18 protein-coding genes are annotated in these 21,329 nt (G+C 42.4%); 6 read left to right on the top strand and 12 right to left on the bottom strand.

Features of this window, described 5'->3' with window-relative positions; genetic code table 11:
- Positions 1-28: 28 nt before the first annotated feature.
- Positions 29-1,072 (top strand): SDR family NAD(P)-dependent oxidoreductase, encoded by a 1,044-nt coding sequence (locus P6709_RS08170; RefSeq protein ID WP_278240403.1) that lies wholly within the window; start codon positions 29-31, stop codon positions 1,070-1,072.
- Positions 1,073-1,378: 306 nt separating this feature from the next.
- Entirely contained in the window at positions 1,379-2,791 is a 1,413-nt protein-coding gene (locus P6709_RS08165; protein WP_278240402.1) for an alanine/glycine:cation symporter family protein, read from the top strand.
- 81 nt (positions 2,792-2,872) lie between these two features.
- Here the strand turns inward: P6709_RS08165 and P6709_RS08160 are convergent, their stop codons facing one another.
- Positions 2,873-3,586 (bottom strand): DsbA family oxidoreductase, encoded by a 714-nt coding sequence (locus P6709_RS08160; RefSeq protein WP_278240401.1) that lies wholly within the window; start codon positions 3,584-3,586, stop codon positions 2,873-2,875.
- 127 nt (positions 3,587-3,713) lie between these two features.
- Here P6709_RS08160 and P6709_RS08155 point away from each other — a divergent pair, with 127 nt between their 5' ends.
- A complete protein-coding gene (locus P6709_RS08155; protein WP_278240400.1) occupies positions 3,714-4,184 on the top strand; it encodes a GNAT family N-acetyltransferase in 471 nt (156 codons plus the stop codon).
- A 517-nt stretch (positions 4,185-4,701) separates the two neighbouring features.
- Here the strand turns inward: P6709_RS08155 and ilvD are convergent.
- A complete protein-coding gene (gene ilvD / locus P6709_RS08150) occupies positions 4,702-6,396 on the bottom strand; it encodes a dihydroxy-acid dehydratase (RefSeq protein ID WP_278240399.1) in 1,695 nt (564 codons plus the stop codon).
- Positions 6,397-6,769: 373 nt separating this feature from the next.
- On the opposite strand from ilvD, the gene P6709_RS08145 reads away from it, so the two are divergent.
- Both P6709_RS08145 and P6709_RS08140 read left to right on the top strand, forming a co-directional pair.
- On the top strand, positions 6,770-7,255 hold the full coding sequence (locus P6709_RS08145) for a C1q-like domain-containing protein (RefSeq protein WP_278240398.1): 486 nt from the start codon (positions 6,770-6,772) through the stop codon (positions 7,253-7,255).
- 952 nt (positions 7,256-8,207) lie between these two features.
- Positions 8,208-10,061 carry a polysaccharide biosynthesis protein gene (locus P6709_RS08140; RefSeq protein WP_278240397.1) on the top strand — a complete coding sequence of 618 codons (1,854 nt, stop codon included), beginning with the start codon at positions 8,208-8,210 and terminating at the stop codon, positions 10,059-10,061.
- A 98-nt stretch (positions 10,062-10,159) separates the two neighbouring features.
- On the opposite strand, the gene P6709_RS08135 is transcribed toward P6709_RS08140, so the two are convergent.
- The 9 genes from P6709_RS08135 to P6709_RS08095 all read right to left on the bottom strand — a co-directional run bounded on the left by P6709_RS08135 (position 10,160) and on the right by P6709_RS08095 (position 19,391).
- A complete protein-coding gene (locus tag P6709_RS08135; protein ID WP_278240396.1) occupies positions 10,160-11,179 on the bottom strand; it encodes a hypothetical protein in 1,020 nt (339 codons plus the stop codon).
- 79 nt (positions 11,180-11,258) lie between these two features.
- Positions 11,259-12,413, bottom strand: coding sequence for a DegT/DnrJ/EryC1/StrS family aminotransferase (locus tag P6709_RS08130; RefSeq protein ID WP_278240395.1), 1,155 nt, complete (start codon positions 12,411-12,413; stop codon positions 11,259-11,261).
- Positions 12,414-12,425: 12 nt separating this feature from the next.
- Complete coding sequence (locus P6709_RS08125) at positions 12,426-13,364, bottom strand: glycosyltransferase (RefSeq protein ID WP_278240394.1); 939 nt, start codon at positions 13,362-13,364, stop codon at positions 12,426-12,428.
- Positions 13,365-13,386: 22 nt separating this feature from the next.
- Positions 13,387-14,046, bottom strand: a complete 660-nt coding sequence (locus P6709_RS08120) for an acetyltransferase (protein WP_041060970.1) — start codon at positions 14,044-14,046, stop codon at positions 13,387-13,389.
- Between the two features lie 33 nt (positions 14,047-14,079).
- Positions 14,080-15,213 (bottom strand): glycosyltransferase family 4 protein, encoded by a 1,134-nt coding sequence (locus P6709_RS08115; protein WP_278240393.1) that lies wholly within the window; start codon positions 15,211-15,213, stop codon positions 14,080-14,082.
- Positions 15,210-16,502, bottom strand: coding sequence for a hypothetical protein (locus P6709_RS08110; RefSeq protein WP_278240392.1), 1,293 nt, complete (start codon positions 16,500-16,502; stop codon positions 15,210-15,212). Before P6709_RS08110 ends, P6709_RS08115 begins: the two co-directional genes overlap by 4 nt.
- A gap of 61 nt (positions 16,503-16,563) precedes the next feature.
- Entirely contained in the window at positions 16,564-18,033 is a 1,470-nt protein-coding gene (locus tag P6709_RS08105; protein ID WP_278240391.1) for an oligosaccharide flippase family protein, read from the bottom strand.
- Between the two features lie 67 nt (positions 18,034-18,100).
- Positions 18,101-18,715: a YveK family protein gene (locus P6709_RS08100; RefSeq protein ID WP_278240390.1), complete on the bottom strand. Its 615-nt coding sequence runs from the start codon at positions 18,713-18,715 to the stop codon at positions 18,101-18,103.
- Between the two features lie 67 nt (positions 18,716-18,782).
- Complete coding sequence (locus tag P6709_RS08095) at positions 18,783-19,391, bottom strand: sugar transferase (RefSeq protein WP_278240389.1); 609 nt, start codon at positions 19,389-19,391, stop codon at positions 18,783-18,785.
- 1,038 nt (positions 19,392-20,429) lie between these two features.
- Between P6709_RS08095 and P6709_RS08090 the strand changes: the two genes are divergently transcribed.
- Positions 20,430-20,831 (top strand): secondary thiamine-phosphate synthase enzyme YjbQ, encoded by a 402-nt coding sequence (locus P6709_RS08090; RefSeq protein ID WP_278240388.1) that lies wholly within the window; start codon positions 20,430-20,432, stop codon positions 20,829-20,831.
- Between the two features lie 42 nt (positions 20,832-20,873).
- Here the strand turns inward: P6709_RS08090 and P6709_RS08085 are convergent, their stop codons facing one another.
- Entirely contained in the window at positions 20,874-21,242 is a 369-nt protein-coding gene (locus P6709_RS08085) for a PilZ domain-containing protein (RefSeq protein ID WP_278240387.1), read from the bottom strand.
- Positions 21,243-21,329 lie beyond the last annotated feature (87 nt).

Below are 21,329 nucleotides of genomic sequence, written 5' to 3'. Positions count from 1 at the left end.
GAATCTTGCATTTAAAAAGGAGACACCTATGAATATCATGATAACAGGTGCTACTGGATTTGTAGGCACTAAATTAGTTAAATCCCTTTTAAAAGACGGACATACCCTCTTTCCTCTTGTCCGCAGCGAAAAAAAGAAGAGTGCGATTCTGGCTTCTCTTTCTCCTGAAGAAGCAAAGCGGGTTCATCCGGTTTACGGAGACGTCACAAAAGAAATGCTTGGAGTGGACCGGGCTGATCAGGAAAAACTGCTGGGTCAGCTTCATATACTCTACCATACTGCAGCTTATTTATCTTTTGATCCTGAAGATCGCGAAAAAACGTTTTTTGTCAATGTTCAAGGGACAAAACACGCCATTGACTTTGCACATAAAATTAAGATTCCTTCATTCTTTCATATCAGTACTGCTTATACGCTTGGGCTTGATGATTATGGAAAGGAGGACCTTCATTCTTTATCCCGCACGTTCGTGAATGATTACGAAGAAAGCAAGGGCCATGCTGAGCATCTTGTCTGGCAGGAGCGCGATGCTCTGAACGTATCGATCTTCCGTCCGGCTATTATTGTCGGTGATTCCAATACCGGTGAAGCAGATACAACATTTGCCTTATACGGTCTTTTAAAAGCTGTAGCGCTTGTAAAAAAACTAATTCAGCGAGGGAGGATTTCCTCAGACCATGAGATCCGACTTTTGTGCAGCGAGGAAGCATCGAATAATGTTGTCCCGGTCAATTATGTAGTCGATGTATTAAGTGCCGCTGCCATTCATGCTGCGCCCTCTGCCATTTACCATATTGCAAATAACCATGCTCCTAAAAACAAAGACGTCATGAATTGGATTAGAGAAATTAGCGGAGTGACGCAATTGAAGCTGGTCAATGACCCTGATCGCCTGACGGAAAGCGACAAAGTGATTAACGAACCGATGAATGTCTTCCGGTCCTATCTATCCCGGTCCGTCGTATTTGAAGACCCCAATACACAAAATTTGTTGAAGAAGAGCGGCAGAAATAAGCTTGATTTGACAGACGAAAAATATCGAATGCTGATTAAAACATACTTTAATTCCTGATTTTTCTGCGAAACTTTCCCGGTTTCGCACTTTTTTTAAAAATAAATATTTACAGAATATTTCGATTTTCGAATGGAAATTTTTACGTTAAAATGTGATTAAAAGTCTTGAAGCCATAATATTTTATCCTCTTTTTCTCTGGAAATTACAATGCAAAAAATTGCAGGTTTTTCATCATTTCCATCCTTAACCCTTTACAGAAAGGGTTTTCATAGATTTACATTCCCTAAAATTACTATTTACTTAATTAAAATTTCTGTGTATATTATTCCATATTCAGATAATTCAAAAAAAGGGGATGAAAGAATGCAAGGTATCATTGATAGTGCCAATAATTTTTTATGGAGTTACGTTCTTATTGCTGCCTTACTTGGTGCAGGTCTTTATTTTACAATTACTACACGCTTTGTTCAGTTTCGCTACTTGAAAGAAATGGTACGGGTGCTCGGTGATAAGTCGGTCGTCGTGGACGGAATGAAAAGCATCAGTTCCTTTAAGTCCTTTTCGATTGGAGCTGCTACCCGAATCGGAACAGGTAACTTAGCTGGTGTTGCTGTTGCGATTGTGGTCGGAGGTCCGGGTGCTGTGTTTTGGATGTGGGTTGTGGCACTCTTGGGGGGTGCGACAAGCTTTATTGAAAGCACACTCGCCCAGATCTATAAGGTTCGGGACGGTTCAGCATACCGGGGAGGGCCGGCTTATTACATTGAAAAAGGATTAAATAAGCGCTGGCTTGGCATTATCTTTGCCGTTTTAATCGCCGTTACATTCGGATTAATTTTTAACTCTGTTCAAAGTAATACAATTGCCCTTGCATTTGAGAGCGCATTTGGAATTGACCGTTTGATTGTCGGCGGGGCTGTTACACTTTTAACAGGACTGATTATCTTTGGCGGTGTTCACCGTATTGCAAATTTCTCAAGCGTGATCGTTCCGATTATGGCCGTTTTGTATGTCGGAATTGCCTTAGTCGTAATTGCGCTGAACTTCACCCAGATCCCTGCTGTATTTTCAACGATCATCAGCAGCGCATTTGGTTTTGAACAGGCGCTTGGCGGCGGGATCGGTGCTGCTATTATGCAGGGTGTGCGACGCGGATTGTTCTCCAATGAAGCGGGTATGGGTAGTGCACCGAATGCGGCTGCTACTGCCAATGTCAGCCACCCGGCAAAGCAGGGCTTTATTCAGACGCTTGGTGTTTATGTCGATACTTTAATCGTTTGTTCGGCTACTGCTTTTATTATTCTGGTAAATACAGATTATCAAGCAAGCGGACTGGAAGGAATCCAGCTTCTGCAAAGCTCACTGAGTCTTCAAATCGGTGACTGGGCCGGAATCTTTGTGGCTGCAGCGATCTTTATGTTCGCGTTCAGTTCAATTGTAGGAAGCTACTATTACGGGGAAACAAATATTGAATTTATTAAGAAAAGCAAAATCGCACTTAATGTCTATCGATTCCTGACAATGGGACTTGTTATGTTTGGATCTTATGCGGGTCTTGGTCTTGTCTGGGCTCTTGCCGATGTATTCATGGCTCTTATGACCTTGATTAATATTATAGGAATCGTGCTGTTAGGTAAAATTGCTATCATTGCACTGAAAGATTATGAAACGCAGAAAAATCAGGGCATTGATCCAACCTTCTCCCCTGGGAAGCTTGGCATAAAAGGAACTGAATGCTGGGATGCCATCCGAAAAGAACATGATAAGGTATCTTAAACAAACTATCACTGCATGACCATACTAATTAAACCATAGTAAATAATCGCCCGGGAAGCTGTCTAAGCTCCCGGGCGATTTTTAGATACCGCAAGAATCATCTTTGCATGCCTGATCATCTGATCCTTCTTTACTGGTCATGTGAATCAGACCTGATCCCTGCTGTTCCTCCCAGACCTTATTTAATACTTCTTCAAACGCTTCTACCGGCTGTGCACCAGAAACAGCCCACTTTTCTTCAAAAACAAAGAACGGTACGCCTGTAACGCCAATCTGGGAAGCTTTGCTTATATCTTTTTCCACATCGGCTGTAAAAGCATCAGATGTTAGTATTTCCCGGGCTTCTTCTCTATTCAAACCTGCTTCCTCTGCAAGGAGTGCAAGTGTTTCATGCTCTCCAATATGCTTTGATTCAATAAAGTACGCCTGGAGTAAACGCTCTGTTAGTTCTTCCATTTTCCCCTGGGAGGCAGCCCAGTGAGTCAGCCTGTGAGCGTCCCGTGTATTCGTACGCTTCATTTTATCGAAATCATACGCAAGTCCGACTTCCTTCGCCTGCTGTGTGACTCCTCTGGTCATTTCTCTCGCCTGTTCAAGGCTTGTGCCATATTTGCCTGCAAGTGTTTCAATCATATCCTGGTCAGCATGCAAGGGGGCGTTGGGATCTAATTCGAAGCTTTTATAAACAATTTGCACCTGGTCCTTATGCGCAAAATTCTCCAGCGCCTTTTCAAACTTTCTTTTCCCTATATAACAAAACGGACAAACATAATCCGACCAAATCTGTACATTCACCATCATCACTCCTGGCTGATAAATTTCACTTCTTGATTTTATCTAACCATAAGTGAAGAAGAGAATCGAGAAAATTGCCTGTGTTTTATTTATTAAAAAGTATCACTTTTTTTCAGGAGGTAATAAAATGTATAAAACTCGATGGACCACTAATGAAGAGATACCTCTTATGGCTGACTATTGGTACAGGATGGTATGTGAAATGGAAGAGGTTGACGGGATCCCAAAGCCAGATCTGCAGAGGGTTGAAGAAGTTAGAAATTTATTTATAAAGGAGACTGAGTTAGATAATTTAAAGTTTAGAGTTGCCATTGATAATAAAGGTGAAATTGTTGCTTGTGCAGGTGGTCTGATCAGGTCAGAGTATGCATACCCGCTTTCACAGGAACTTAGTCTTTTTGGATGGTTGTTAGCGGTATATACTTTGAAAAATCATCGTAGGAATGGGTTAGCTTATAAATTGGTAGATGATGTCTGTTTATGGCTTACAGAAAGAGGGGCCAAAAGAGCAAGATTGTGGTCAAGTTCAAGTGGGAGAAAGATTTATGAAAATCTCGGGTTTAAAAATATGATGGATATGTCAAAACCACTAATATAAATTTTGGAAATTAGAAAACGGAGAGATAATATCTTCGTCTAATGTATGTAACAGAAATTTAGAGAAATAAAAGCAATCGCCCTACATGTTGAAAGAAGAATCAATGTTTTTTCATTATCATTATCTCTATGTGAAAAGCGTGTTTTGATTTAAACCGGTAATAATTTGTTAATAACCCGGTTTATGTTCAAAGATAATATGGTACCGAATTTTAATCATGTTGAACAGAGCTTTTAAGGATTATAAATTTACTGGAACTTATCTAAAAATTTCTGAGGCGGATATTTATCGTAAGTATGAGGTGAGCGGAGCGGAAGGTGGCGACTCCTGCAGGATTTGAAGGCAAGCTGAGACTTTACAGGGCAAGGCCCTGAAAAGTCTCAACGCCGTCCCTGCGGAAAGCGACCGCCTGAAGCGAAGTGAACGGTCAAGGAGCCAGAGACATATATTGTCTCCAGCTCCTTTTTCGACTCATACCTATAGTGTTAACACAAACCGTTCTTGATTGATGAACGAATTATTCTTCATCCAAATCTGTTACCGCTCCCTTTGAAGAAGAAGAAACGAGGCGCGTGTATTTTGACAGCATGCCTTTACGGAATTTTGGAGCAGGCTTGATCCAGGCCTTCGCACGCTCTTCCAGCTCACTTTCGGACAAGTTGAAATTGATTTCCTGTGTATCACTGTCAATTGTAATCGTGTCGCCTTCCTTCAGGAGTCCAATCGGTCCTCCCACATGTGCCTCAGGGGAAACATGTCCAATGACAAAGCCATGTGAACCGCCTGAAAAACGGCCATCTGTCATCAGCGCGACTTTGCCGCCAAGCCCCCTGCCGACGATCATCGCTGTAATCGACAGCATCTCCGGCATCCCAGGTCCGCCTTTAGGACCCACATGACGGATTACGAGGACGTCCCCTTCTTTGATCTGGTTATCTTCAATGGCTTTTGCGGCCTCATCTTCACTATCATAAACACGGGCCGGTCCTTCAAAACGACTGATTTTCTGCCCGGACATTTTCGCTACTGCCCCGTCCGGCGCCAGGTTTCCTTTGAGCACAACAAGCGGTCCGGTCTTTTTAAACGGCTCATTGAAAGGTTTAATGACCTGCTGTCCTTCTTTTAAAGGCGATACGCTTTCCAGGTTTTGAGCAATGGTTTTCCCCGTCACTGTCAGGCAATCTCCATGAATGAGTCCCTGTTCGTGCAGAAGCTTCATAACTGCAGGCACCCCGCCTACTTCAAACAAATCCTGCATGACATATTTTCCGCTCGGCTTTAAATCGGCTAAATGCGGGACATTTTGGCGGACTCTTTCAAAATCATCAAGCGATAAATCCACATCTGCTGAATGAGCCATGGCCAGCAAATGTAAAATAGCATTGGTTGAGCCGCCGAGAGCCATGACAACCGTGATGGCATTTTCAAACGCTTTTTTTGTCATAATATCACGGGGGTAAATATCATTTTCAAGTAAGGATACGACGAGCTCGCCTGCTTGACGGCATTCTGATTCCTTGTATTTATTAATAGCAGGTGTGGAAGAAGATCCAGGTATACTCATGCCAAGTGCTTCAACTGCTGCAGCCATTGTATTCGCTGTATACATGCCCCCGCAGGCTCCTGCCCCCGGACATGCATGGCATTCAACTTTGTAGAGCTGTTCGTCGTCGATGATGCCTTCCTGATATTGACCCACTGCTTCAAAGGAAGACACGATATCAATGTCTTTGCCGTCCAGTTTTCCAGGCTGAATCGTGCCTCCATATACATAAACAGAAGGGATATTCATACGGGCAATCGCCATTACACAGGCTGGTGTGGTTTTGTCACAGCCGCCAATCGCTACTATACCGTCAAGTCGTTCTGCATTGGTAACTGTTTCAATCGAGTCTGCAATGACTTCACGGCTTGGCAGTGAGTAAAACATTCCTTCATGGCCCATTGAAATACCATCTGACACGGTAATGGTATTAAAGATCATCGGGGCTCCGCCGCCATCTTTCGCTCCTGCTTTTGCCTGTTTGGCTAATTCATCGATATGTATATTACAAGGGGTTACTTCGCTCCATGTGCTGGCGATTCCAATCATAGGCTTTTTAAAATCTTCATCTGTAAAGCCGACTGCCCGCAGCATGGAACGGTTTGGCACCCGGTTCACACCTTCACTGATTACTTTGCTCCGGATTCGCATATCTTTCTTTTTGTCCATTGTCTCCACCCTTTCCCTGCATCTATAGCTGCCAAACGATTTAACCAAATCGAAACTGTGTATGTCATATCATACTAACTTGCGACATCAATCGCAATAAGTTTTCAGAATATATTAACATTTGTATTTATGAAAGCGTTCTCGTGAACCCTTTCATTAAATAAATATGGACTGATGAAAAACATTAGGTGATTTTTGATCAGGCCGTGAATCCAGCCACAAATGATTTAAGAGAAAGTTCTTTATCAAGTAAACATCAGCTTTAAGCACTTTTTTCACTCCAAATCATTATAAATTGACATCCTAAGACTAGCACCTATTCTTATTGGCTTATTTTTAAATACTATAGTTAATAGATAAGGAGGTGATCTTTTTGGATAACAATCATTCTGGTAATGTGAACGCAAGAAAGTGTTGTGGGAGGGTAAAGCCAAGAGAAGGTAAATCAGCTTTCAGGGCACTTAAAAATGCAGCAATTCCCATTCCAACAGCGCGTGTGAATTTTAAAGTTTCCTTTAATGATGAACAGTTTGATCTAAGCTACGAATACAATAGAACCACATCTACATTCATTGCAAAAGAAGCAGGTGTGTATTTATTTACTGCTACACTATCATTTGATCCCGATGACGATAACGTTGATTATGAATTTGGAATGAACTTAGTTATTAATGGCGCTAGTCAAGATGTAGAGGCAGATTATACAGGATTCAATGCTGTATTTTTTAATGTAGTAGACCTTAGTGAAATAGTTAAGCTAAATGAAGGCGATACAGTAGAGATCTTTGCATTAAGTACCACTCCAGGTACAGTTGCTATTGACCAGCGATCTAGTTTCGCAGGTGCTAGACTAGTTTAGACCACTCAAAAGACTTAAGTAATTCTATAAAGTAACTTCAGAAGTTACTAGAATAAACACTAGTACTAGTGTTTATTCTAGTAGTCTTTTTTGCCTTTTCCATTTCCACACTAAATACTCGAGGCAGATTTAATTCAGGTTGCTTTATAATCCATTTAATCTTTTGTTTATACTATCCATCTAAGTACAAACCCTTATATAAATCTAGTTGAAATTCTATTTTGAAATTTTACAGATCCTTTCTTAATACAGTACTTCCATTTCAAGCTTGAATGAAAAAAAGAATATGAAACTTCCCCTCATGCTTTACACGCCTAATGATCTTTATCACGATCCAATCCAGGCAGATATGCTGAAGGGTCATGTGCTGCTCCATTTGGAAAAATCGTCACCACATCACGATCGAAACTATCTGAAGTTGCATAGTTCTACTGACCAAAACCCCGGACCCTCAGCTTCCCATTCTTCTTCGGCAACTTTATAACCGTCCAAATGATGAGGATTCGGAGGGTATACATATGTGCACGACCTACACCTTCCCTAAGCGATGTTTCCAGAATAGAAACACCCTCCACAAAAATATAAGCCAGTAATCGATCGTACAGATCTTTTCGCTCAACAATCTCGAATGAAAGCTGGGCTGAATTATTCAACTGCTTATTTTGGTTTGATGCTTAAGGTCCAAAAGGCTTTATACCTTTTTGACGATTCAACCTCAGGCTTTAGACGTTCAATTGAAGGCTTGTCCCGAGCTTTTTCATGTGAGAAACAGCGGCTTCTTGAAAAATAGAGTAAACCCTTATCCCACCTGCCCTTTTTGCTCTTTGCCCATCACCAATTTCCGGTTTTTATCATATAAAGAGAGTAGCTTACTAGATTTTTCTCTGGGCAGTTGAACCAGATAAAAAAGTCGGGCAGGCTGCGAATTAAAAATAAAAATGGAGGAGTTAAGTTGAAGAGAAATAAACGGATTTTATTTTCCAGTTTGACAGATATCTTCATCATTTTTGCTTCAGTTGCCGGAAGCTGCTACTTGCTGCTTGGACCTTATTTTAGTGATTTCCTGCTTGAAGCTGTTTATCTGACATTGCTCTACTCCCTCACGTTCATCGGAGCATTTTTATACTTTAATGTGTACAAAAATTTCTGGCGGTATGTGAGTCATTATGAGTTTTATCTCATATCAAAAACGGCAATCCTGTCGATTTTAGTTTGCTGGAGCGCGCAGGTTTTACTTGAAAAGATTAACGGATATGCGATTCCATTTGCTTTATTTTTGCTTAGCTGGGTTTTTATCGTTTGCGGAGTATCATTTATCAGGATTTTTACAAAAATACGCTACAGTCTTAGAGAGACCGGAAATGAGAACGGACGGCGCACACTGATTATTGGCGCGGGCAATGCAGGGCGGCTTGTGCTGAATGAATTAAGAAAATCACATAACTCCCCTCTTTATCCTGTAGCCTTCATCGATGATGCGCTGGATAAGCTGGATGCAGAAATAAGCGGTATTCCAATCGTTGGGTCTCGTCACGACATTCATAAAGTCATTAAGGAATACGCCATTGAAACGGTTATTATCGCGATTCCTTCCGCCTCTGGCCCTGAGATCTCTGCAATTGTTACGATTTGCAAGGACCACCGGATTGATGTGAAAATTCTCCCGAGAATTAACGATATTATAAATGGACGGATTGCGACCACCATCCGGGAAGTAAAAGTAGAGGATTTGCTGGGAAGAGCTCCAATTAAACTCGATCTTGATTTAATCGCAAGCTACTTAACCGATAAAGTTGTTCTCGTCAGCGGGGCAGGCGGTTCAATCGGCAGCGAGCTGTGCAGGCAGATTGCTCAATTCAGTCCATCCACCCTCCTTCTTCTTGGTCATGGTGAAAACAGTATTTACTTGATTGAAAGAGAACTGAGAAGCCGTTTTCCTCAGCTGCAAATTGAGCCGATCATTGGTGACGTACAGGACCGGAAAAGGATACAGCGTGTTTTCCGCGACTTCCATCCACAGGTTATTTTCCATGCTGCTGCCCACAAACATGTTCCCCTCATGGAATACAATCCGACCGAAGCCATTAAAAATAATGTATTTGGCACACGTATCATGGCTGAGTGCGCTCATGAAAGCGGGGCAGAAAAATTTGTTCTCGTCTCTACGGATAAAGCGGTTAACCCGACGAGCGTCATGGGAGTTACCAAACGAATTGCCGAGCTTTACATTCAGCACATCAACTCCTTCAGTTCCACCCGATTTGCTGCTGTGCGCTTTGGAAATGTTCTGGGGAGCAGAGGAAGCGTGATCCCTTTATTTAAACAGCAAATTCTTGAAGGCGGCCCCATTACGGTCACTCACCCTGATATGACACGGTATTTTATGACCATTCCTGAAGCAGTTCAGCTTGTGATCCAGGCAGGAGGCCTATCAACAGGAGGCGAGACATTCGTACTTGATATGGGAGAGCCGGTAAAAATCAGCGACCTTGCAAGAAATTTAATTACCCTATCCGGCCTTACGCCGGGTAAAGACATTGAAATAAAGTACTCCGGGATGAGGCCTGGCGAAAAGCTTTATGAAGAGCTGCTGTCAGCTGAGGAAGGCAATCGGTCCTCAAAGCATGAACTGATTTTCATTGCGCAGCCTGTGGAAATTGAAAACTACAATATGCCGGAGAAAATCCAAAGACTAAAAGATTTGATTAAAAATAATGAAAAAGAAGAACAAACAGAAGATCTTAAAAAATGTTTAAAAGAAATTGTCCCGTCCTATTTGCTATCAGGCGATGAAAACGGACAATAATTTATTTCTGTTCAGTATCCTGATGCATGCTCAGAAAAAACCTCCAGAAAATGATTCAGGAATCGATCATCGAATTCGTGAATCTCTCTGAAGGTTTTTTATCGTTTTTCCTGCTGAAGCGATTTCCGGAAAACAGTAAGCTGCGACTGATCTTTTGCTGTATAATCCTGCTCATCCTTCAAGCCGCCCACTCCATTTGCAATCCCGACAATCTGGGTAGGCTGCTGAATGCGGTCCACCACAATATCCCCGTCATTGCCAATGATTCCTCCCGCCACCACTCTAATGCCGTTGTCCCATTTCACTTCTCCTTGAATATTCGTATAAAAATCCCGTATATACTGAATCAAATATAAAAGCGTATGAGGAAAAGCCGCTCTTACATCCAGCCGGTAGCAGGTAATCTCCTTACCGCTCGCTTCTAAAATAAATTGGGGGGTAAAGTTATTAATTCCTCCATCCAGTGCCACGCTCTTTGTTTTCATCATGACGGCCATTTCAGGTGGAATGACATGAGAGGATGAGGTAAACGAAATCAGACAATCCAACTCCAGAGGCTCATAGGTGCCGGTTTTAAGATAGTGAATCTTATTCTTCGCAAATTTAGGAAGAAGATAGTTCAATACCTTCACAATTTCTTTTGTTTTTTCATCATTTCTGGAGCTTAAATAAATGCTGCAGCCCCTTTCAGCCAATCGCAGTGCGAGCTTGGAACCTAGATTGCCTGCTCCATAAATAAGCATTTTTTTGTTTTCGAGCTCATCTTTAAAGGAATGCCGGAGAAACAAATCGGCAGCTTCAAGCGTTGTATCATTTGGTTTATAGGCGATGATTCGAGCTTTTTTTACAATGGTTTTGGCAATTTGCAGCAAATCAATCTCTTTTTTTGATTCGATATCGATAAACAAATAGGCGACATGGGGATCTACTAATGAAAATAATTCCCTGGCTGCGTCAGGTGAAACGACCAGGAAATTGATCGCTTCATATCCAAGTGCCGTTCTTCTTGGCAGAACAGCAAATGGCAGGGAATCTCTGGCAGTGGTGCCGACTGTTGCAATCCGCTGCTCAAAGGGACATGTAAAGCTGTTTATTTCACTTACTATTCGATTTTCCACAGTATCACCTATCCTTCCCTGAGGTGGAGGGAATGCATGTGTGTAAATGCTGGCTTAACAGGAAGGGCATTGTGCATTTTCAGCGCTGAACAAAAAACGGGAGCAGAGCATCAATGACTCTATTTTGCTGAGATGGGGTCAAATTTGAGCCGGAAGGGAGACAAAGTCCAGAAGCAAACAGCGAATCACATACACTGGTTTGTTCGTCATGAGGATAATAATTGCAGTGAGCATATAACGGCTGTCTGTGCATGGGCTTCCACAATCTTCGGGTTTCAATGTTCTGTACTTCTAAGGCCTCTATAATTTTCTCAGGAGGAGCGGTGATCACAGAGGAATCAAGTGTTAAGGCAGTCAGCCAGCGGGTTGAACGGCCATGCTTTGTCTCGGGCATAAAGTGAATCCCTCTTAAGCCGCTGAATGCTTCCTGATAGCGGTTAAAAACTCTTCTGCGTGCTTCCACCCGATCGTCAAGCACCATAAGCTGCCCGCGGCCAATTCCAGCAAGGACATTGCTCAGGCGGTAGTTATACCCTGTTTCGCTGTGCTGATAGTATTTCGCAATGTCTTTTGCCTGTGTGGACCAGAAACGGATTTTTTGCAGCGCATCCATATCATCTGAGACGATCATGCCGCCATTTGAAGTGGTGATGATTTTATTTCCATTAAATGAAAAAATGCCAAATTCACCAAATGTTCCACTGGCTTTGCCTTTATAGGTGGCGCCAAGTGACTCAGCCGCATCCTCGACAATCGGCACTTGATACCGCTCACAGATTTTTTTTAGTTCATCATAATCTGCACTCTGTCCGTATAAATTTACTGCAACAATGGCTTTAGGCAGCTGTCCACTTTTCTCCGCTTCCTCCAAAGCCCGTTTCAGCGCCTTAGGACTCATATTCCAGCTCTCCGGTTCCGAATCGATGAACACCGGTTTTGCCCCCTGGTAGAGGATCGGATTTGCACTTGCTACGAATGTAAAGGAAGAACAAAAAACAACATCTCCTGAACCTATCCCGAGAGCTCTAAGCGCTAAATGAATAGCTGCTGTTCCGGAAGTGACCGCAACGGCCCCTTTTGTCCCTGAGTAAGCCGCCACTTCTTCTTCAAATTTGGTCAGATGCGGACCTACAGGAGCAATCCAATTTGTATCGAAGGCGTCATTGATAAACAATTGCTCGGCTGAACCCATATGTGGTGAAGAGAGAAAAATCCTTTCCGGTTTAGCGCCCATTCCGTCTTCACATCACTTTCCTGAAAGGTTTTTATACTGGCTAAAAAGATCATTCATACGTTGTTCAAGGCCTGATTTTTTGATGACATTGGACCAGGATAAGGATTCCAAAAATTCTTTTTGTATGGACTGAGGGGGGTGGCTGATCAGTTTCTTTTCCAAATCCGACAAGGAAGCATCCACGGTAATAAAAGACAGATTGTGTTTTTCTTTAAAGTAGTTGACCCACTTATACTCCGTTGAGATAATCCTCAGGTTCATGGCTAAATACTCCAGCAGCTTTGTGGAAGTTTGAAGGTTATAGGGGTATTTATCCGGCATATAATTAATGCCGTAAACAGCTTGAGAGGCGTATTTTGGCACGTCCTTGTATGGGATGCTGCCTGTAAAAATAATATGATCATCTGCTTTAAATTCTTCGTAAATATCATCCGGTACAGTTCCAATCATTAACAGGGAGCGTTTTTCCTTCAGCTGTTTAAACTGTCTGAGAAAATGATCGATGCCCCTGGCTTTCGTAATCGCACCAATATAAACACAATCATATTGCTTTACCCTGTCCTGATAACGAAAAAAAAGATCATCTACTCCCATGTCCCGCTGAAGAGAAACGACCTCATCTTTAAACTGCATTCCATTTTCAACAAACTCATTTAAAAAAATCCGGAGATCCGGCTTTTGATTCAGGCTACGTTTAATCATATTTTTCCCCTTTGGAAATATGCCTGTAGATAACGATGCGTATTCATGAATAAGCGGCATTCCATCGGGTGCTGACCGATCAATTCCTGGAAATGTCCATAGGGCATCGAAGTCAGAAAACGAAAAAGAGCCGATTTGAGCAGAGTCAAAAAATTTAAAACCGCTCTCTTTTTTATCAAAATATTGAATGGTGGCATCTATTTGAGGCAAATAAGCTTTAGTAGAGTTCATCATGAGGATTTTTTTCATTGTGCTCCCTCCTTCTGCCGCTTTATAAATATGTTTCTTCCTGAAGACGCGGTCTGATCCATTTTGCCGGTGCTCCGTAAACGACACCCAGATCACCAAAATCCTTTGTTACCGTGGCGCCTGCCCCCACCACCGTATGATCTCCAATCGTTCGCCCATGAAGGATCCGCGCGCCAAGCGAAACAGCGGAATTGTCTCCAATCACAACATTTCCGCCTAAATGTGCGCCAGGTCCAACGCTTGAATAATCTCCAATTACACAATCATGAGCAACAGACCCAAGAGTATTTACAATACAGTGCTCCCCAATGCTTACATCACTATTAATAATCGCTCCAGCCATGATGGCGGTGCCGGCACCGATATGACATCTTGGACTTACATAAGCAGTTGGATGAATAATCGTGATAAATGGAAAGTTTGGATTTGATTTTTTAATCACATCCGCTACTTTTTTGCGTGACCAGTTATCCCCAATTCCAATAATTCCGCCAAAAACAGGTTCTTTTATCGTTTTAATCGAAGCTGTGTCACCTAACACAGGATAGCCTTGAAAATGCGATGGCCGCACAGGATCATCATCAATCAACCCTAAAATTCGAAACTGAGGCATGTGCTCAATAATGTCCACAATTACCTTGGAATGTCCTCCACAGCCGATGATAATTAAGTTCTTCCCCACTCCATCCCGCCCCTTCAAAGGCTTTTCACCTGTTTAATCTTGCTGATTCCAGAGCTTTTTGTAGATGCTATCCATCTTCTTAAGAATAATAGGCAATGAATACTGCTCTTCGATTACTTTTCTGCCAAGTATGCCAAATTGCTTTGCCTGTTCCTCGTTTTCAAGCAGATCCCTGCATTTTTGTGCAATTTGGGCAGGTGACTTCACATCGACTAAATAACCAGTTTTCCCATTTTGGACTAAATCCCGGTTGCCGCGAATATTGGTCGCAATGACCGGAATTTCCATTGACATCATTTCCATTATGGATCGCGGCAGCCCTTCTCTCAGGGAAACAAGAAGCCCGATATGTGCAATGTTTAAGACAGAAGGAATATCTTCAACAAATCCAATGCAGCGAATATGCTTTTCAAGCTTTCTGTTCCAAATCTCCTGTTGAATCTCCTTTTGCAAGTGTCCTTTTCCAATTAACAAAATCACAAAATTAGTCATTTCTTTTTGCAGCAGGGACGCCGCTTCAACCACATCTATTTGTCTTTTATTTTCATTCAGCTCTGCGATATGCACGATCACTTTTGTTCCGGGAAGGAGCCCGAGACTTTTTCTTACGTGCCTGGGATTTTTTAAATTTATCCGATGCGGGCTAAAGTGCTCAATATTCACGCCTACCCCTTCAACGTAATGAAGTGAGAGGGCCGGGAAAAGAACCTGAGCTTCTTTTAAGTCATCCTGGTTTGTCACAACCAGTTCACTTGTTTTAGTTGCGGCTACTTTTTCCATTCCTTTAAAGAAACTATTTTTCCACCAGGACTCCTGTTCATTAAAATGAAATCCATGCGCTGTATAAAGTGTTTTTTGTTTAGAGGAAGCGGCCATCCGGCTTAAAAAAGAGGCGATGGGTGTATGAAGGTGCAGAACAGAATAGCCCTTGCATACGCGCCTCATTTTGAAAAACGATTTTACATTGCCAAAATGAAAAAGAGAGCGGCTAAAAGGAACATGGTGAACCTTGACGCCGAGACGGGTTAGAAAGTCCACGGAAGTCCCATCGATATTCGCAGCCACCCCGACCTCATAGCCCTGATCAAGGAAAGATTGAATATGTGGAATCAGAAACGCTTCAACGGTCCGGACGATCGTTGTCACGAAAAGAATGTTTTTCTTCATAAAGGCCCGGCTCTCTTATTTTTCTTTCTGGCAGTAAAAAAGATCAGTGGAAGCAGCATGGCCATGGCAGCCAACCGGTAGCGATAAATGGATCCGATATTCGGCAGGCTAAAGGAAACCGCTATAAAGATGGAAAACGCATACAGAAAAATCATTTTCCCTGTATGATTTTCAAATATATCTTTTCTGTTTTTCCACATGTAGTAATACAGTACATACCAGCAAAGCATTTCAAATGCCGACATTAAATAGATTGCCTGGCTAAATGAAAACCACTGCCATGGGAATGGAGCAAATATAGAGAATGGAAGCTGAACAAGCCAGCGGATTTCAGGAGAAAACAGCGTAACAATATGAATTCCTGAACCCCCGTCAAGCGCTATTTCATTAATGCGGTCGACCCCTTCATCTGAAGTGGAATTGCCAAAGGTCTGCACGATAATATCGCCAGCCGATGTGGCACTGAACACACCTACTGCTGCAATAATTAAAATACAGTTGCGCAAAAAGCTGCTATTTCCTCTGAAAAACTGGACAGCGAGGTAGATCAGTACAGGAATCGAGATCGCCAATAAAAACTGAGGACGCATATAGGAGATAACGACAACCCCGCTCAGTCCAATGACGAGATCCACAACAGAAATTTTAGCTTTTGTCAGGGAAAGAACAAGAAAGCTTGCAAGAACCATACCAAATACAACAAAGGCATCCTTTAATAACGAGATGGACCAGAAAATGGCGCTCGGAAACAAGCTCCACAGCAAAGCGGCCGCTACTGCTGCTTTTTTTCCTCCAACTCGCATACCAAGTTCATACAACAACGGTACAATGATGACCGTTACCCCCAGGTTGATCAGCTGAGGAATCATCATGTCAATGCCAAACAAATTATATAAAAAAGCGACAAAAATCGTATAGGACAGGTTTCCCTGTAATGCCTCATACCATGAATGGGTCGCCAGCGCTTTTACAGCATCTCCATGGTAAGCAAGAGCATCAATATCGCCGGGAAAAAAGCCGTCCAGGCCATTTTGATAGGAATAAATTTTCAGCAGGACCAGCATCACAACGCGAACCGAAATAGCTAAAAGGATAATTTTCAGCACAAGCGGCGGATGTCCAAAAAGGGTGGAAAAGAAAACAGCAATTAAACCAGATAACACGACGATTAGAAAATAGATGGCTGCCGTCGTACCAATTACAGGCACGAGTGCGCCAGCGATAAGCATTAAGCCTGCCCAAAAAAACAGCCACAGTGCTTTATCCGGTAACACAATTTTAAATGGCATTCGATCACCTACCAGTCTTTAGTGCACAGATTACAATTGACAAAAAGCAATACGAACAGAATTACTTTGCTTCATATTTCTTTACCATTCCTAATTTTTTCCCTATGATCTGAAAGCCCTTATCTTTATAAGCCGACAGAAGCGGCATTTTGTTAGAGGAAACGAATAGAAAAAGGAGATAGCAAAGCAAGTACAAGCTAATTTGCACGATAAAATGAATAGGAATGGCTTCAATGACTGCCATCAGGCTGACCATGATGCCAAAAGGAAGTAAAATAGTGCCAAAATGACGCACATACTCCGACCACTTCAGCCCCATATCCCTGAAGCAGACAAACATTAACAAAAGCGGATACAGCATATACGATACCGCAGTACCAAGAGCCACACCGTTAATGTAATAGCCGAGCCGGATCATAATCAGGTTGATAATTGCATTGATTAATACTCCGCAGCATAGAACCTTTAAATAGCTCCATTCCTTGTGGACAACCGTTAAATAATGAGCATACAGCATTGCCCAAATAAAAAAGAACATGCCTACAATTACAATTCTTGCAGCAGTCGTACCCGCCACATACTCAGGCATAAAGATTTGTACAAACCAGGGGAAAACAAAAAATGCAATCCCGAGAAGAATCGGGCTGATATAAGAAAGCAAAATGGTCGGCTCCAATATAATGGGCATCAGAGCCTTCTTTTTTCCTGTTGCTCCGTACTGGTAATTGATTTTTGGATACATCACCTGATGAAAAACAGATGGCAGCACCATAATTCCCTGATAAATAAAAGCGATGATGCCATACATTCCTACAGAAACAGAATCGAAGAAAGCAAAGATCAGCAATCTGTCCATCGTTGTAAAAAGACTCAGCAAAATACCGATCAGTGTAATGCGAAAGCCGTAATTCAGCAATTTTTTAAACAGCCCGCTATGCCATTTCAGCGGAATCTTCGTCTTCATTTTCAGCCTGCTGTACGTCAGGGCGGCAACACTGCCGATCAGCACGCCAAGAAAAAGTCCGTAAATCCCAATGAATATGGCGCAAATCCCCATCACCACATACTGGAGGGAGCCGATGATCAGCTGAATCACTGCCACTTTATTAAATTGCTGAACGGTTAAATAAAAATGGTTGAAAAAAAGAACCAGATTTTGAAAGGGAACAAGCAGCAGCGCCATCACACCCATGATGGTCTCAAAAAAGGTTAATGGCAGAATCAAAAGAACAATAACCCCTAAAAAAGACATTCCTGAGGACATCAGAATCCACACGAGTGCGGTGCTTCTAATCTCATCTGCCTTTTTAAACCGGCCCTGTCCAAGCATTCTCGGAACATCCCTGCTAAAGCCCTCCAAAATTCCAAACTGCAAATAGTAGCCATACACTAAAAACAGTGAATAAATCAGCCAGATCCCATATTCTTCAGGACCCAGGATGTTTCGTATCCAGATACCGGTAATAAAAGACACGGCAGCGGAAACAGCAGAAACAATAAAAAGGTTTGAAGGATTTTCTTTAAGTGGCATGCTCCTCACGATCTCCTTATTAAACCGGTGTAGTCACCTTGCTGTGGGAGGGCAGCATAAACCGTTTTTATTTTTGATCTTTTAACCGATGAATAGCAAAAGTCAGCCACATTGAGAAAATTAAAGCGAGAACCAGTGTAATTCCCATAATCAGCATCGGTTGAGGGAAGATAGGATCTTTATTAACTGTTCCTTTATTCAGCACCTTGGAATTTTTCTCATCCAGGCTCATAATATGCTGTACTTTTTGATCAAAAGAAGTAGCGATTGCATTGGCAATAAGAGCTGCTTCTGTCGCGTTGGAATATTCGACGCGCAGTTCAATCACTTGAGAATCCTGTGTACTGGAAACTGTTACGTCTTTTTCATTAAATGAAATGGTGTGGCCGTCTTTTTGCAGACGATTTTGTGCATCCTTTAAGATATACGGACTGATCAAAATATCCTGATAGGTTGAGATCAGCTTAAGCGAATCATCAATATGACTCGTCAAAATCGGGCTCTCCGCAGTCTGCTTGCCTGCCACAACGATATCCACCTTTGATTCATAGGTCGGCTCAATAACCTGATACGAAATATAACCGCTCGCTGCAACTGCTCCGATTGTAAAAATAATTACGATCCATAACCTCTTTAAAACAATAGAAAAAAAGCTTGAAAAACTTAATTTTTGCTCATTCATTTATTTGCTCTTCCTTTCTTTCAAAAAAATGCACTTCATCCGGCACTCTAAAAGCATGGTAATTCTTCTACTCTGTTCTTTCCTCTGTTACAGTCCCCTCAAATCGCTTCATCGTCGCCGAATCCGGATGGCTGACTCCTTTTGGCCGGACCACTCTCATCACAGTCATCCAAAAAATTTTTGCATCCAGCCATAGAGAACAATTCTCCACATACCAGACATCCAATTCAAACTTCTGCTCCCACGAAATTGCATTCCTTCCATTTACCTGCGCCCACCCCGTCACTCCAGGCTTAATCTTCAGCCTTCTCGCCTGTTCACGGGTATACAAAGGCACATATTCCATCAGCAGCGGACGCGGTCCAATAAAGCTCATTTCCCCCTTCCACACATTTACCAGCTGAGGAAGCTCATCTAGCGAATACTTCCTCAAATAAAGGCCAAAGGGTGTCAGTCTCTCTTCATCTGATAGAAGTTCTCCTGAAGCAGAAAGAGCATCCGTCATCGTGCGAAATTTATAAATGGTGAAAGGATTGCCATGAAGCCCGGACCTGACCTGCTTAAACAAAACGGGCGAACCAATACGTACCAAAACAATAAATCCAATAACAGCAGCCAACGGAAACAGCAATACGATGAGAATGCTCGACAATAAAAAATCAATTAGCCTTTTCATCCTGACACCTCTCTGCATTACTATATGGCTTCGGGCTTAAATCAGTTACACTAAAAAAGCACAAATCCACCCATCACAAAAAAGACTTCCAGTTCTATAAAAACAAAGCTTCCTACATAGGCAGAACAACTAAAAAAGCAAACCCGAAATAATACCGGATCTGCTACTATAAGATTCATCCCACCTGAACAGTTGCCTCCTCACTGTCCATGTACTAAAATAGATGAAAAGTTTCAACAACATCTTAAAATCAAAAACGATGCAGACTAGCATAACTAATCCATACTCAGGGCAGCTCCGCTTTAGAAGCACCAGGACGGGATTAGCAGAGAAGAATGCGAGTGTTTACTAAGACTCATTAAGTACAAAGAAGACTTTCCAACTGATAAAATAACTAAACAAGACAATCCGCAGACTAACTGAAACAGCTATTTATTCGAGACGCAAATCACGACACAGAGCAGAGTTGCCTAAAAGGACAATGAGCATCTGGGGCAGAGCGAGCAGCGAAGAATGCGAGCACTTGCTGAGACTAACCAAGTACAAAGAATTCATTACAACTGATAAAATAACTAAACAAGACAGTCCGCAGACCAGCTGAAAGCGCTTGACATTCGAGGCGCGAATCCCAGGACAGAGCGGAGTTGCCTAAAAGGGCAATGAGCATCTGGACTGGGGTGAGCAACGAAGAATGCGAGTGTTTACTAAGACTTATTAAGTACAAAGAAGCCTTTCCAACTGAAAAAATTACTAAACAAGACAGTCCGCAGACCAGCTGAAAGCGCTTGACATTCGAGGCGCGAATCCTGACACAGAGCGGAGTTGCCTTAAAGGGCAATGAGCATCTGGGTCAGGATGAGCAACGAAGAATGCGAGCGCTTGCCAGCGGTCTGCAGACTAGCTGAAAGCGCTTGTCATTCAAGGCGCGAACCCCAGGACAGAGCGGAGTTGCCTAAAAGGGCAATGAGCATCTGGACTGGGGTGAGCAACGAAGAATGCGAGCGCTTGCCAGCGGTCTGCCCAGAAAGGAAGATAAAAATGATAAACAAATTTAACCTAACCACCACCTCAAGAGACGAAATGATCGACGTCACCTCTGATATACAAGACTGGATTGCAAGCCAGGACATTCAAGATGGAATCGCCGTTGTCACTTCGCTCCATACAACAGCTGGAATTACCGTGAATGAAAATGCGGATCCGGACGTAAAGAAAGACTTTCTTATGCGACTTGATGAAGTGTATCCGTGGGAGCATCCTAAAGACCGGCATGCAGAGGGAAACACAGCCTCACATTTAAAAACGAGCACGGTCGGCCACGCTCAGACATTGGTGATCGAGAATGGAAAGCTTGTTCTCGGCACCTGGCAGGGCATTTACTTTTGTGAATTTGACGGCCCGAGACACAACCGGTCCTATGTGGTAAAGCTAATAGGATAAAAAAACCACCGGCTGCGCCATGTGCGCTGCCGGTGGTTCTTCTTAGTTTTTCACATTTTTAACATATACTTTAAGCTGCTTCACAATCTCCTGCTGCATATCCTCATTAATAAGAAACGACACGCCATACATGAATCCATCGCTCCATACCTTTTTCCAGACAATTTTGCCTTTAAATTGATAGCTTTCTTCATTTAATTGAAAGTGCATGACAATTTTAACGGGATTGTTCTCTTTAAAGGGGATATTCAGTTCCGAATACACTTTAGAGCCGCTCGGACTTAAGTCCAACAGCTGAATTTCTCCTTCTGTCGTTTCAACCGCTTTCCCATTCACTTCATAAATAGAAAAACGGGCATTGAGCGGTTCCTTGAATGCGAAGCGAAACGCTTCATTGCGGTTATACCTCATATCGCTCCCCCTTTTGTTGCAATCTATAGAAATCTATCTAAATTATAACAATCTCTATACAAAAAAACGAACCCCTATTTGCACGAG

The sequence above is a fragment of the Jeotgalibacillus sp. ET6 genome (genome assembly GCF_029667115.1).
Lineage (GTDB): Bacteria > Bacillota > Bacilli > Bacillales > Jeotgalibacillaceae > Jeotgalibacillus.
This window is presented reverse-complemented; position numbering and strand designations above follow the sequence as displayed.